The following is a 13675-nucleotide window of genomic DNA, read 5'->3' as shown; positions in this document are numbered from 1 at the left end:
ATACCATGGCACTAAAATTTAAACTGATGAAATTTTTTAAATCCATCCGAAGGGAGCCAGTGAGAGGGCTTCTTTTTTTCTCCAGTTTTATTTCAATAATTTTCTTATTTTTGATGCTTGTGTTTATCCTGAAAGAAGGTGCCCAGGCACTCTTGATGTTCGGTGTGGGTTTTGTTGTTGGTCCCGTCTGGGAGACAAATTCTGATTTGTATGGAGCATTGCCGTTAATCTACGGTTCCTTGATGATTGTTGTCGGTGCACTGGCTATTGCAGTTCCCCTTGCCCTTGGCACATCTGTTTTCATATCAGAGATTGTGCCATTTTCAATCAAAGACATTCTAAAATCAATGATAGAACTTCTCGCCTCCATTCCCTCAATCATCTACGGATTTATAGGAATTCTGGTTGTTGCACCGTTCATTGCGTCATTATTTTCCATTCCGAGCGGCACTGTAGCGCTGACTGCAGCAATCATTCTTGCAATAATGACCATACCCACAATCGTTGGAGTTTCCAGTGAGATAATTTCTGCAGTCCCAAAGGACTACAAAGAAGCCGCACTGGCTTTGGGAGCCACTAAATGGCAAACAATTAGACATGTGGTGTTGCCCACCGCAAAGTCAGGCGTAATTGCTGGAATTCTTTTGGGGTTTGGAAGAGCCATCGGTGAGACCGTGGCTGTTTTGATGGTGGCTGGGAACACCGCGGTTATTCCTTCGCCTCCATGGAACTTTCTATCTCCAGTTTACACTCTAACTGGTGCCATTGCAATGCAGATGGGTGAGGCTTCTGTTGGAAGTTTGGAATACAGTGCATTGTTCGGGTTGGGTTTAATCCTCTTCATCATCACATTCATTGTGAATACACTAGCGGATATTATCATAAATAAAGGAAGCAAAAAGGGAGCGAAAAAATGAGACACAGAGGGAAACGGACAAAGGAGTTGACAATATTTTCAATCTTCGGACTTTGCACTGCAATCTGCCTGCTTGCCTTTCTCTGGATAACTGCAATTTTGCTTTCTGGTGCAGGCACACTTTCATCCTCGTCCCTCACAACCCCTGTGCTGAACGGCGGAATGTTTGAAATGGTCATAGGGACAATCTATCTTCTTCTAGGTTCTGCTGCCGTTGCAGGCCCAATAGGTGTGTTGGCTGCCCTTTATCTCGTTGAGTATGCTCCAAAGAATAGAATAACTAGATTGATAGACCAGGCCATCAACAACCTGGCTGGGCTTCCCTCGATTGTCATTGGACTTTTTGGGTATGCCTTTTTCTGCAGACAGCTTGGTTTTGGAATCTCCCTTGCTGCCGGGTGGCTCACCCTTTCCCTGATGATGCTGCCCATAGTGATAAGAGGGTCTGAAGAAGCGATAAAAATGGTTCCCAGCAGTTTCAAGGAGGGGGCCCTTGCACTTGGGTCTTCTGAGTGGCAGGTATCCCATACTATAACCCTCCCTGCAGCTGCACCAGGGATAATTACAAGTATCCTGCTAGGTATTGCAAGAGTGGCTGGTGAAACCGCTGCAATTCTTTTCACTTCATGCGTGATGGTGACACGCGGACTTCCAAAAACACCCCTCGACCCTATTATGGCTCTAGCATTTAATCTCTATGTCAAAATTGTGGCGCTCGGTGAAACACCCGACAAGGTTTTTGGTGTAGCTTTAGTCCTTTTCATTATTGTGATTGTATTTGCAGTAGCTGCAATCATTCTCAGAATTCACTACAGGAGGAAACAACCATGGCTCAGGTGAAAATAGAAGGGCTGAATCTCTGGTTCAAGAACAATCATGTCCTCAAGGACATAAGTTTGGAAATTCAGGAAAATGCAGTAACTGCGATAATGGGCCCTTCCGGATGCGGAAAAAGCACATTACTTCGCTGTCTCAACAGAATGAACGAAATCATAGAGGGCTGCAAGACAAAAGGTGCAGTTTACCTTGATGGCAAAAATATCTATGACGAAAAAACAGATGTATATGAGTTGAGAAGACGCATTGGCATGGTTTTCCAGAGACCGAACCCACTGCCGAAATCTATATTTGAGAATGTGGCTTTTGGATTACGGATTCACAAGATGGCTGATGGAAAGACCATGACAAAAATTGTGGAAGAGAGCTTAAAAGGAGCCGCCCTGTATGATGAGGTGAAGGATAGGTTGCACGAGAGTGCATTCAGTTTGTCCGGTGGACAGCAGCAGCGACTCTGCATTGCAAGGGCACTTGCTGTAAAGCCAGATGTAATCCTGATGGATGAACCCTGCAGTGCGCTGGACCCTATTGCAACTGCAAAGATCGAGGAGTTAATGCAGGAGCTCGCAAAAAAATACACGGTGATCATTGTCACTCACAATGTACAGCAGGCGGCAAGGGTTTCGGATAATGTGGCTTTTCTCTACATGGGTAAGCTTGTGGAGTATGGGAAAACCACAGAGGTCTTCGAAAATCCCCAGCACGAGCTGACAGAAAGGTACATCACAGGAGAATTTGGATGAGGTGATGAAATGACAAGAATGATTGAAGCAAGCTTGGACGAACTATCCAACATGATGTATGAGATGGGCGAACTGGCCTACAAAGTGGTATCGCTCGCAATTTCTGAATGCATAACCTGTACAGAAAACTATAGTGAGGTAAGAGAAATTTCAAACAAGCTGATGAGCATGGAAGATGCTGTAGAGGAGAAAGTGGTAGAGATAATTGCTAGGTATCAACCTGTGGCATCAGACCTGAGAAAAATCAAGTCCTCGATGAAAATTGCATATGATTTTGCCAGATTTGGAAGATATGCATTAGACATTTCCTTCACGAACAGGCGTACTGGTGGCTTATGCCATTGCGAGCCATGGATTGTTGATTACATTACAGAAATGGGAGAAAAAACTCTAGCGATGGTAAAAATGAGCATAGATGCACTTAAGAACTATTCACCGACCCTTGCAGAAAACATTTCTACTCGGGAACACGAATTGGATAAAATGTACTTTGACTTCTTTGACAGATTATCTGCTCACACGCCAGCAACCACACAATGTATAATCTCAAGTGTACTGATCGTCCGCTATCTTGAGAGAATTGGAGACCACACCACATACCTCTGCAAATCAATTGTGTACATGGAGACAGGAGAAAAGATTATGATTGTATGATTACGGGGTTGCACCCTACGGTACCACGAGGGGCTACGCCCCTTACGGTAACCCCCGAGGGTTGGCACCCTTACGCTAACCCGCATTAAGGGGATGCTTTCAGCATCTCCGAACCTACCCCCATTTTGGATGAAACCTTTTCGGGGTGCGAAGCACCCTGAAAAGGGTTCTGAGAAAGGTTTATTTTTATGGATAGAATGCAGGAACCCATGGAATTGATGGATGCGATTGCAAACCGAAGGTCTGTGAGAAAATATCAGGAGAAGGATGTGGCTGATGAGGTTGTGAAGAAACTTCTTGAAGTTGGAAATATGGCACCTTCTGCTGGCAACCTGCAGGCAAGGGACTTCATAGTGGTGAGAGATAAAAAAACAAGAGAGGCACTGGCAAAGGCAGCACTTAATCAGGATTTTGTAGCTGAAGCACCAGTGGATATTGTCATTTGCACGAATGAAAAGAAAATAAAAAGGTATGGAAGCAGAGGGACAACGCTCTACACATATCAGGACACAGCCGCATCTGCAATGCTGATTATGCTTGCAGCCCTTGAGCATGGGCTTGGAACTTGCTGGGTAGGGGCTTTTGACGAGGAAGCGGTGAGAAAAATCCTGCAAATACCAGAGTATGCAAGACCTGTAATAATTATTCCTGTTGGCTATCCTGCCGAACAGCCAGAAATGCGAAAGCGTGCACCTATTGAAGAATACCTCCATCAGGAGCGATGGTGATGCAGGTTTATCCAATCCTTGGAGAGGGCTATAGTTCAAACATCTACTTGGTGAAAGGAAATAGGAATGTCTTAATTGATGCTGGGCTAGGAGTAGAATTGGAGGCAATCATAGAGAGGATTGCAGCATTACTTGGAAATAAAAAACTTGACGCACTGATTCTGACACACAGGCACATGGACCACATTGGCGGGGCTGAAACGATTGCAAGGCATTTCAACACAAAAGTTTATTCCTGCAAAATTGAGGCAGAGGCAATAAACTCCAGGGATGGGAGAAGCACATGCGCGTACGCGTTCGGAATGGCACTGCCTGAAATTACAGTGCTAGATGTGAAAGAATTTAACTGGGAGGAGATGCAGGTTATTTCTACACCCGGACATACGGAAGGTAGCATTTCCATTTACTTTCCAACACAAAAATGGCTTTTTTCCGGTGACACAGTTTTCCTCTATGGCTCAACTGGTAGATGGGATTTGCCCACAGGTGATTATCAGGCGCTCCTCCACTCGATTGAAATCCTGGAAAAACTTGATGTGGCTGGGCTTTTCCCCGGACATGAGGGCTATGCTGAGACAGATGGGCATGAGCACATAACTTCCGCCCTCGAATTTCTGAGAGGTGCTTTTTCTTGAATGAGGAAGAGCTGGCAAAATACAGAAAGGCAGGAAAAATTGCAAGTGAGGCGAGAAATCTAGGTATGAATTTAATCAAGGAAGGAAAAACCTATCTGGAGGTTGCAGAGGAAATCGAGAATTACATTCTGGAAAAAGGAGCGAAGCCAGCATTCCCTGTAAATTTAGCCACAGACCATCAGGCAGCCCATTATTCGCCAGCAATCAATGATAAGAAAAAAATTGTTTCCGGAAACCTGGTAAAGGTGGATGTGGGTGTGCATGTGGATGGCTACATTGCAGATACTGCAATAACTGTTGAGGCAGGCGGAAGCGAGAGCTACAGGATGCTTGTGGATGCGGCAAACATTGCCCTTGAGAACGCAGTCGGGCTATGTAATCATGCTATGCCTGTGAGAAAAATCGGCGGGAAAGTAGAAGAAACAATCAGGGCCCTTGGCTTTGTGCCAGTTTCAAATCTCACAGGCCATGAAATCAAGAGGTATCTGCTCCATGGAGGTAAAAGCGTTCCAAACATTCTGGATAACAATACAGATGTGATTGTCGCAGACGATGTTCTGGCGATAGAGCCGTTTGCAAGCACAGGCAGTGGTTATGTTGATTCTGATGGCAAAAGTAACATTCTGAGAATTGTGAGGGAGCGAAAGCTGGAGCCAGAGCTTCAGGAATTTTATTCAATGCTCAAGCAGAATTTTGCTACGCTGCCTTTCTCACCCAGGTGGTGCTTGAAGCTGGACGCGCATGCCCAGGAAAAGCTCAGCAAGTTGATAAAGTATGGAGTTCTCTATGAATACGCTATTTTGTCAGATACAAGGCAAGGCATAGTCTCTCAAGCAGAGCACACTGTGATTATCGGTAAAACTGGTTGTGAGGTGATTACCAAATGAGCATGCTCACAAGAGCAATGAAATTCGTAGTGCTCCTTTTTGTAGCTGGATTTTATCTGATGCTCATTTCCGCAAACTATCTCGGACTCCTCTACTCACTCTACATTGTGCCCAGAAACATTCTTCTCCTCAATCCCTCACTTGATTTTGGTCTATTTGTTCCCTATTACATCCACCTCTTCACTCTCTCTGGCGATTTCGTGCTTGCATACTACTTTTTCATGGTTTTCCTTCTTTTCTTTGGTTTAATTTTCCTCGTATGGCTGAACTGGAACGGATGCTTGAAGGAGATAAGAGAACGCAGACATGTGCTTACTGCTTCGCACAATCCCTTACTCATAATCAGCGAAGTTTTCTGCGTAATTGTGTTCATCACAATTGTTTACAATCTCCTGCTCTCTGCTGGAAATGTAACGCCTGAAACACCAGAATTTGAAACTGAGCCAATCTGGGAAAACATGCTGCTGCTTGCCAATGCCTCCATCTACGAAGAATTCGCAGTCAGGGTTGTGCTTCTCGCTCTACCCCTGTTTGCAGCCCAGTTTATTGTCAGTAGGAAGGTGAATTTCAAGGCATTTTTTACTGGCGGACAGAAGCTTGACTGGATTTCTGGAATCCTTGTTTTTATTTCCTCTCTGATTTTCGGTCTTGCCCATGCTCTCTATGGTTGGGACATCTACAAGGTGTTACCCGCCTTCGTCGCTGGCCTTGGATTCGGGTATGTTTATCTCAAAGGCGGAATTTTTGCACCGATTCTGATGCACTTTGCGTTTGATTACATGGACATCACCTACATGCTCGCAGTAAAGGAAATTCTTACACCCGCAGCAGAACTCCTTGCCATGCCAGGCATATTCGTAGAGGTAGTTATCCTGATGTTTGCAATTGCTGTGGCTCCAATTATCCTGTTTGCGTATCTTAAAAAGTTCTTTGAGAAAATGAACTTGGTTTCTTCGCCTCGGGCATCAGAAGATACCAGGAGACAGGTTGAAGGCGGCTTGGTTTCGCTTCAGTTTTCAGTTGGTACCTGCCCGAGATGTGGTGCCACTGATGCAAAGTATATTGACGGTAACACTCTTGAATGTCTTAGATGTGGAGAAAAGCGGAAGATGGGGTGAAAAAATGGATTACAAGTATCTGAAAGTTGAGAAAAAAGACGGAAAATGTCTGGTTGCGATAAACAGGCCAGAGAAGTTGAATGCACTGAGCAGTGAGCTGCTGAAAGAACTTGAGTGCGCCTTCTATGAGGCATGCTGTGATGAGGGCGTTGGTGTACTTGTGATAACTGGAATAGGGAAGGCATTTGTTGCTGGAGCGGACATAAGTGAGATGAAGGAGTTTGGTTCCGTGGAGGCGGAGCAGTATTCCCTGCAGGGCCAAAAGGTCTTTGGGATGCTGGAGAAAATGGAAATTCCAGTTATTGCAGCAATAAATGGGTATGCACTGGGTGGTGGGCTCGAGCTGGCATTGAGCTGCGATTTCAGAATTGCAAGTGAAAATGCGTTGCTTGGTTTGCCTGAAATCACGCTCGGACTTGTGCCTGGCTTCGGAGGAACTCAGAAACTGACAAGGATTGTTGGCATTGCTAAAGCGAAGCAGATGATAATGCTGGGCGAGCGGATAAATGCAGCTGAGGCATTACAACTGGGCCTTGTGCATAGAGTTGTGAAACCAGAGGAACTTGAGAAAGAGGTGGATGCACTGGCTGGAAAACTTCTGGGATTGGGCAGAGTGGCTTTGAAAACAGCAAAGTATCTGATGAATGCCTCGCTGGATTTGCCCCTGCAAGAGGGGTTGAACATGGAGGCAAGGGCTTTTGCGTTGCTTTTCAGTGGCAGGGAAGCAAAGGAGGGAATTGAAGCATTTCTGGCAAAAAGGAAGCCGGAGTTCAGGAAGTGAGAAATTGCGTGGTAAAAAGGTTCGTGGGTTTAGAAAAACGGTGAAAGAGATAGAGAGGGAATTAGAAAAAGATAAGGAGAAATCAAAACATCTGGGGAGAGGGATGCGGTTCGTTGAAATGGGGAAGTGGGAAGAGGCAGACAGGGAATTTGAGCTTGCCCTGGGTTTTTTGAAACAGGAGGAAAAGGAGAGATTTCTGGGTTTTCTACTGATGCTTGATATTGGCGTGGCTACCAAAACTGACGAGCACAAAAAGGTCGTGAATTTGGTAGAGTATGCAATGAAAATTCACCGGAAGCTCGATGATGAGCACCTGATTGCCTTCGACCTCGGGGAGCTCGGAATAAGATATGTAAAGCTGAGGAAGTATGACAGGGCGATTGAGTATCTTTGCAAAGCCATTTCAATGTTTGTGGCTGAAGGGAATAAACGATGCGAGGCGGAACTGAGAGAGGAACTGGGAAATGCATACCTGGAAAAGAGGAAACTGGAGAAGGCGGCTGAGGAATTCCAGAAAACGCTCGAACTCAGAAAAATGATTCCAGAGATTGAGAGCGAAATCGTATGTCATGGAAATCTGGGCATCATTTATGGGATGCAGAGGAAGTATGAGAAGGCATTGGAGCATCTGAACAGGGCATTTGAATTGCAGAAAAAGATTGGAGATGTAGCTGGCACTCTGCCTACTCACATCAATTTGGGCCATGCGTATTCGCACATTGGGGAACACAGCAGAGCTGCGAAGCATTACAAGCGTGCAATGGAACTTGCAAGTGCACTTAAAGATTACAAAACCGCAGCAGAGTGCGGTTCCTGGCTCGAGGACGAAGAGGAGAAATTGGGTGGAAAGGAAAAATAGAAAAAGGCAGGGGAAAAGCAAAAAAAGTAGGGGGTTTGGAGAGGGGAAGGGAAAATCATCCTAAAAACTCCCACACCATCTGGATTCCCGCAATGAACAGCATGCTGATAAAAATTATTTTCAGTGGTTTTTCCTTAAATTTCTTTATTCCAATTCTAGAGCCAATAAATGCACCTAGAAAGGCAATTGGTGCTAGTAAGAAGCCAGAAAAGCTTGCTGTCGAAAATGTAGGAAGCAGGAAAGCATTTGTGAGTATGCCTCCAAGGGTCGTGAGACAGATTGTGAAGGAGGAGGTGCCGCTCGCCTCCTTGGTTTTGCAGGAAAGGAGGTAGAGAAGCACTGGCACATTGAAGACACCTCCTCCGACACCAAAAATCGCTGAAACAACGCCAGAAAAGTAAGAAATCAAGGCGACAATTATGTAGTCCTTTTTCTCAATTTTTTTTTCTACGCAAGTATTGTTCTTCATTGTATCATACAGCATTTTAACGCCCACAGCAAAAGCGAGAATAGCAAAGAGAAGGTAAAATATTGAATAGTGAATCTGGAGACCGATGAAAACACCTGTGATTGAGCCAGGAATTGAAAAGGCGGCTATCAGGAAAGCATAGCGATACTGCACGAATTTGCCACGCCAATGGTTGTAGGCAGCTGCAATTGAAGTTGCGAATACGAGAAAAAGTGAGATGCAAACAATTGTGTCCTTATCTGCGAATGCGAAAGCCACGAGCAAGGGTGTAAAAAGCATGCCCCCACCTAGCCCGATGTTGGAATAAATGAAGGCAATCAGGAAGAGAAGGAGAACCAAGAGCGCGAGGAGATGGAGTTCCATGTTTTGTGTGAAGGCAGAGAAGTATATATAGATACTGGAAAGTTAAAAGGATTAAACGAAATAGTAGAGTACTGCAAAGACCACGAACGGAAACACAATCGTAAAGACAGCTCCGTAACGGTTCACCTGTTTGGTGTAGTCCACATGCTTCCAGAATTCTTCGTCAATGTAAATGAGAGTTGTGGCTACAAGCGAAGAAGCTAGGAAGCCATATACAGAAATCATAATTTTGTCTATCAAGATAAGGGAGGGCAGCGGCGGCAGCGATGTGGTTTGGCTCAGGTGGAACATTACTGCAGAAATCAGTGTGCTGGTGCCAAGTCCTAATCTGTGAGTAATCTTATCTGCTTTGAAGAAAAACGAAAGCCCAGAGACAATGCAGAAAATTATCGGGGGAAGCATGAGCTTAGCAGCGGTTGCCCCAGCATCTCGCACAAGCTTCACCTCAAAAACAACTCTGGAGTAGGTCTCACCCCAGGGATATTGGTGGTCTTCAACATGGATTTCCGCACCCTCTATCCTCCAGCCAGGTACACTCAGAGTGTTATCAAATCCAGATAAATCACCACTTACTCTGTAGGAAATTATCGAGTTGTTGTTTTTTGCATCTTCAATTATGATAGGTAGATACTGAGCATCAAACGGATAATTTGTAAATTCTGGGGACATATACAGGTTCGCCTGGATTCTGTACCATACCTCACAGGAGTCATTAGAAATGCTTTCAAAAATTTTCTCTTTGGATGCGGCCCTGCCATTGATGAACTCAAATGAAAGAGGGGATATACTGGCATTTTCCCATTTGAAAACCAGATAGAAGTCAGCCACAAAAGTTCCCTTTGCTAGATCAAAATTTCCAATTGAAAGCTGGTAAATGCCCACTTCTATGTTTCCGTTGACTGCTGTAGGAGCAATTGATTTCGACTCTATTTCGCCATTAGTAACACCAGCTAAGGATGCAAAAGCGAGTGCCAGCAACACCATTCCGAATAAAACTCGGTTTTGTAACATGAAAATGGGAAAAGCAAAAGAGGATAATATGGTTTGCGTTAATCAAACAAAAATGGTATATATTCTAAAGGTTATCACCTCATCGCATGCGGAAAATAAAGAGCGGAGTGCCAGGGCTCGACGAGATTCTGGACGGGGGCTTGAACGAATTTTCTACCACTACAGTCATAGGGTGTGCGGGTGCGGGTAAAACTACATTTGCTCTGCAATTTATCAAAAAAGGATTGGAGACGGGAACTGAAGGAATTTTTATCACCCTTGATGAAAACAAAGAACAGATAATTAAGGAAGCAGTGGCGATGGGATGGGGCGAAATCCTTGACTATCTTGATGAGGAAAAACTTGTATTTATTGATGCAACAGGCAAAGAATTTACAAATTTCATAAAAAAGGAACTGCCCGACTTTGTAGCTACATGGCGTGGTGCAGGTGCAAGAATTGCAATTGACCCACTTACCCCTGTAATCTGGGCAACCAAAGACCTCTATGAACAACGAGAACTTCTTAGCTTTCTGATGAAGGAAACCAGAAAGATTGGCACGGTTCTTTGCACGCTTGAGGAACATGGACCAGCTGGAAATCTTACCGGTGCTGAGACAGTACTTCCCATGTATTTGGCGGATTGTGTGATTCATCTAAGATACAGACCTCTAGAGGTAAAACCCTACAGAACACTAAAGGTGATCAAGTACCGTTCTTCCAGACACAGCGAGAACGCTCACCACTACAGATTCATAAAAAACATAGGTCTGGTGGTTCTCCGCAATACTGGAGAAAACATTCTCAGTGGAAAACTCCCGGAATCTACGAGAATGGAAATAATCCGTGAACTCGGTGTTCTTCCAAAGGAGAAACAGGCGAAGTTGGCAAAGTTGTTGGACGCTCTCACGATGAAGGATATTGAAGGAATAGAACTTGGAGTATTTATTGAAAGGTTGAAAGAATATTTTGAGTAGGGTTAACATGCGTGGTATTGGAAAGAGTTTGCAAAAAAAATACGATGAAATAACAAGTGAGAAACACATCGAGACCCTCGCGGTCTTGGAAACTGTGGTTAACTATCCCTGCTTGAATCCAACTAAAATTGCAGAGAAACTGGAAGCAAAACAAAGTACAGTACGCTGGTACCTGAGAAAACTAGAAGGAAAAAAATTGATAGTAAGTGTAAGAATTGGTGGAAAAATTTTGTATTACGGAAGTGATTTTGTAATCCCTGAAGATGTAGAGGATCTTGCGCTGCTCCAAAATCCAGATATGCACACCATTCTGGCTAGGGTCGCAAATGCTCATGGAATCTCCAAAAGGGGAATTCTTGAGAGCATACCAATGGAACAACCATCCAAAGCGTATGTATATATCCAGCATCTTGAGAACCTTACGGATAAGGGCTTTGTTCGTGTGCTCAAGGACAAAAAGATGAATTATTATTATCTTACTGACAAGCTCTTCCAACTTTACAAGAAATATGCAGAAAGGGAGGGAAAGGTTTGCAGGCCAATAGTGCGGAAGCTAAATACAATTTTGCCAGAAGTGCAACCAGGAGCCACTGCAACCCTCAAAGAAATGAATTTCAAGGAAGGAGGTATGTTAATTATTATAACTTCGCCCATTAACCAACGAGTTCAAATAGATTACAAACTTCGCCTTAACCCACTGTGGTCCTACCAGGAGATTATTCAACCTGAATGATTTTAAGGTTTTTATTCAATCTGCATCCTGCGTCCCCTACAATGCTCACAATTCTGTATTTTTCATTTGGCTCATTGAGGAGAGGATTGCATTTTCTGTAATGTTCGCAGTCCAATTCCTTGCATGGATTTTGTTCAAGTGTCACTAAACTACCTTCAATTGCCTTTGAACTAGGAATGCAGCGCTCAATTGGCACTTTCTCAACCTCTACAATTGTAATTGTGCGTTCGTGGACTTTACACTCATGGGTTTTATCTTTCCGCACCGCGGTAATAGTGTATGCCTTCCCCTTTTCAAGATTTATGCATGCGTTCTTATACCTGCAGTCCCTGCACTCGTTCACTGGCCCAGCATAAACGAAAACATAACCCTCTTTTGCCTGGTTGCTTCCGACAGCCGTAATTATGCTCATGTTCTCACCTCATATCACTCCTGTCACCCTCGCAACTTTTTCAGCAGCATCTGGGGCTAAACCTTTATCACCCAGAATTGTGTATCTGTCTGGTCTTACCTTGTTTGCATTCACAAGAGCTGTGATTATTTCCTCTTTGCTCACACCCAGTTCTACTGCAGTTGTAGGTGCACCAATGGTTTTTAGTGCATCCCTTATCCGACGCCAATCTCCGCCATGGAGATACATCATCATGATTGCACCCACACCACATTGCTCCCCATGTAAACCCTTCCCATGCGTTACTGCATCAAGTGCATGGGAAAACATGTGCTCTGACCCACTTGTAGGTCTTGAACTGCCAGCTACACTCATTGAAATGCCTGAGATGATCATTGGTTTAATAGCAAGCCAAACACTCTCCTCTATGTTGGGCTTGATCAGGTTAGCATTTTCTATTATAGTTTCGGCAGTAAATTCCGCAAGTGTAGCTGCTGTGCTGCTAAATTCCTCGTTCCTGAGACGAGAGGCAAGTTTCCAGTCAAGAATCGCAGTGAGATTTGCAATTACATCAGCGCAACCCGATGCAAGAAAACGAAACGGAGATTTTACAATCACTGCACTGTCAGCTACGACCCCCAATGGCACATTTGCATCTACTGAAATTGAGATTCCATTGGTTTTGAGTGATGCTCTTGGTGAAGCAATTCCATCATGGGATGCTATTGTCGGGACAGAAATAAATGGTACTCCAAGTTCTGCAGAACATACCTTGGCAATATCTATCTTGCTTCCACCGCCAACACCGACAAGAAATGCTGCTCGAGTTTCCAGTGCCACTTTCTTCATTTCGTCAACATTATCCCGTGTTGCTTCACCTGCGATTGCTAGATGCACATCAAATTTTTCTGCGGAGAGATAATCCAGGACTGGCTTACCTGCAAGGCTCTCTGACTTCTTTCCAGTAATTATTAGACCTATCTGTCCCAGCTCAAAATTTCTAGCCAATTTTCCGATTTCAGAGAGCACCCCATGCCCTGCAAGCACTGCTCTGGGAAATATCATCGCTTTATTCTTTGTGAACTCCATTATCATCTCTTAACCCTTCAGAGGTTAAATTCTTTTCGCTTTCATGAGATGGAAAAGTATATTAGGTCTTTCGGTAATTAGCAACCATGAGTACACCGATTCCGTTGTGTCAGTATTGCAAAACGCCTCTCTTATGGTTGGGTGAGACAAACCAGTGGTATTGTCCAAAATGCAGGATTTACCCTTTTATCCAGAAAAAGGATGAGCTCTCGGCCGCATTTGAGAATATCACATCCTCAAATACATATTACTGTCCACACTGTGGACAGCCCTCTCTTGTGTGGTATCCTCAATATCAAAGATGGTACTGCTTTGTGTGCAGGAACTACAAATAAGAAGGTACAAAGCAGTATCTCCGAAAGATGCTGGCTAAAATTTAAAAATTGATGCCAGTATGCAAAGCTCCTGATACATCTTTCTTATAAATTTTCAAACGGGTCTTTCAAAATTCCACCGAGGCATAGAAAGTGTTAAATATTTAAGATATCTTATAGATATCTCATGA

General features: G+C 44.1%; 16 protein-coding genes. 12 read left to right on the top strand and 4 right to left on the bottom strand.

The genetic code is table 11. The features are described 5' to 3' along the window. Positions 1–5: 5 nt before the first annotated feature. The 10 genes from pstC (at position 6) to QXD64_04430 (ending at position 8158) form a co-directional block, all read left to right on the top strand. A complete protein-coding gene (pstC, locus tag QXD64_04475) occupies positions 6–917 on the top strand; it encodes a phosphate ABC transporter permease subunit PstC (protein ID MEM3396571.1) in 912 nt (303 codons plus the stop codon). Further along, on the top strand, positions 914–1756 hold the full coding sequence (gene pstA / locus QXD64_04470) for a phosphate ABC transporter permease PstA (GenBank protein MEM3396570.1): 843 nt from the start codon (positions 914–916) through the stop codon (positions 1754–1756). The genes pstC and pstA overlap by 4 nt, the downstream gene beginning before the upstream one ends. After that, positions 1744–2496, top strand: coding sequence for a phosphate ABC transporter ATP-binding protein PstB (gene pstB, locus QXD64_04465; GenBank protein MEM3396569.1), 753 nt, complete (start codon positions 1744–1746; stop codon positions 2494–2496). Before pstA ends, pstB begins: the two co-directional genes overlap by 13 nt. 9 nt (positions 2497–2505) lie before the next feature. After that, positions 2506–3150, top strand: a complete 645-nt coding sequence (gene phoU, locus QXD64_04460; protein MEM3396568.1) for a phosphate signaling complex protein PhoU — start codon at positions 2506–2508, stop codon at positions 3148–3150. 188 nt (positions 3151–3338) lie between these two features. Continuing rightward, positions 3339–3878, top strand: coding sequence for a nitroreductase family protein (locus QXD64_04455; protein MEM3396567.1), 540 nt, complete (start codon positions 3339–3341; stop codon positions 3876–3878). Next, entirely contained in the window at positions 3878–4513 is a 636-nt protein-coding gene (locus QXD64_04450; GenBank protein MEM3396566.1) for an MBL fold metallo-hydrolase, read from the top strand. The genes QXD64_04455 and QXD64_04450 overlap by 1 nt, the downstream gene beginning before the upstream one ends. Then, positions 4510–5400, top strand: coding sequence for a type II methionyl aminopeptidase (gene map, locus QXD64_04445; GenBank protein ID MEM3396565.1), 891 nt, complete (start codon positions 4510–4512; stop codon positions 5398–5400). The genes QXD64_04450 and map overlap by 4 nt, the downstream gene beginning before the upstream one ends. After that, on the top strand, positions 5397–6518 hold the full coding sequence (locus QXD64_04440) for a CPBP family intramembrane glutamic endopeptidase (GenBank protein MEM3396564.1): 1122 nt from the start codon (positions 5397–5399) through the stop codon (positions 6516–6518). Before map ends, QXD64_04440 begins: the two co-directional genes overlap by 4 nt. Beyond that, positions 6451–7299 (top strand): enoyl-CoA hydratase-related protein, encoded by an 849-nt coding sequence (locus tag QXD64_04435; GenBank protein ID MEM3396563.1) that lies wholly within the window; start codon positions 6451–6453, stop codon positions 7297–7299. The genes QXD64_04440 and QXD64_04435 overlap by 68 nt, the downstream gene beginning before the upstream one ends. Before the next feature lie 4 nt (positions 7300–7303). Further along, positions 7304–8158 carry a tetratricopeptide repeat protein gene (locus QXD64_04430; protein MEM3396562.1) on the top strand — a complete coding sequence of 285 codons (855 nt, stop codon included), beginning with the start codon at positions 7304–7306 and terminating at the stop codon, positions 8156–8158. Between the two features lie 55 nt (positions 8159–8213). On the opposite strand, the gene QXD64_04425 is transcribed toward QXD64_04430, so the two are convergent. Further along, on the bottom strand, positions 8214–8990 hold the full coding sequence (locus QXD64_04425; GenBank protein ID MEM3396561.1) for a sulfite exporter TauE/SafE family protein: 777 nt from the start codon (positions 8988–8990) through the stop codon (positions 8214–8216). Between the two features lie 51 nt (positions 8991–9041). Beyond that, positions 9042–10001 (bottom strand): hypothetical protein, encoded by a 960-nt coding sequence (locus QXD64_04420; protein ID MEM3396560.1) that lies wholly within the window; start codon positions 9999–10001, stop codon positions 9042–9044. Between the two features lie 86 nt (positions 10002–10087). On the opposite strand from QXD64_04420, the gene QXD64_04415 reads away from it, so the two are divergent. Further along, complete coding sequence (locus tag QXD64_04415; protein MEM3396559.1) at positions 10088–10957, top strand: ATPase domain-containing protein; 870 nt, start codon at positions 10088–10090, stop codon at positions 10955–10957. Between the two features lie 7 nt (positions 10958–10964). Beyond that, positions 10965–11690, top strand: a complete 726-nt coding sequence (locus tag QXD64_04410; GenBank protein MEM3396558.1) for a hypothetical protein — start codon at positions 10965–10967, stop codon at positions 11688–11690. On the opposite strand, the gene QXD64_04405 is transcribed toward QXD64_04410, so the two are convergent. Together QXD64_04405 and QXD64_04400 are read right to left on the bottom strand one after the other, a co-directional pair. Then, positions 11674–12102, bottom strand: coding sequence for a UPF0179 family protein (locus QXD64_04405; GenBank protein MEM3396557.1), 429 nt, complete (start codon positions 12100–12102; stop codon positions 11674–11676). The two genes, QXD64_04410 and QXD64_04405, sit on opposite strands and share 17 nt — an antisense overlap. A gap of 9 nt (positions 12103–12111) precedes the next feature. Beyond that, positions 12112–13176: an NAD(P)-dependent glycerol-1-phosphate dehydrogenase gene (locus QXD64_04400; GenBank protein MEM3396556.1), complete on the bottom strand. Its 1065-nt coding sequence runs from the start codon at positions 13174–13176 to the stop codon at positions 12112–12114. Positions 13177–13675: the final 499 nt, after the last annotated feature.

The organism is Thermoplasmata archaeon (genome assembly GCA_038874435.1).
Taxonomy (GTDB): domain Archaea; phylum Thermoplasmatota; class Thermoplasmata; order Lutacidiplasmatales; family SKW197; genus SKW197.
This window is presented reverse-complemented; position numbering and strand designations above follow the sequence as displayed.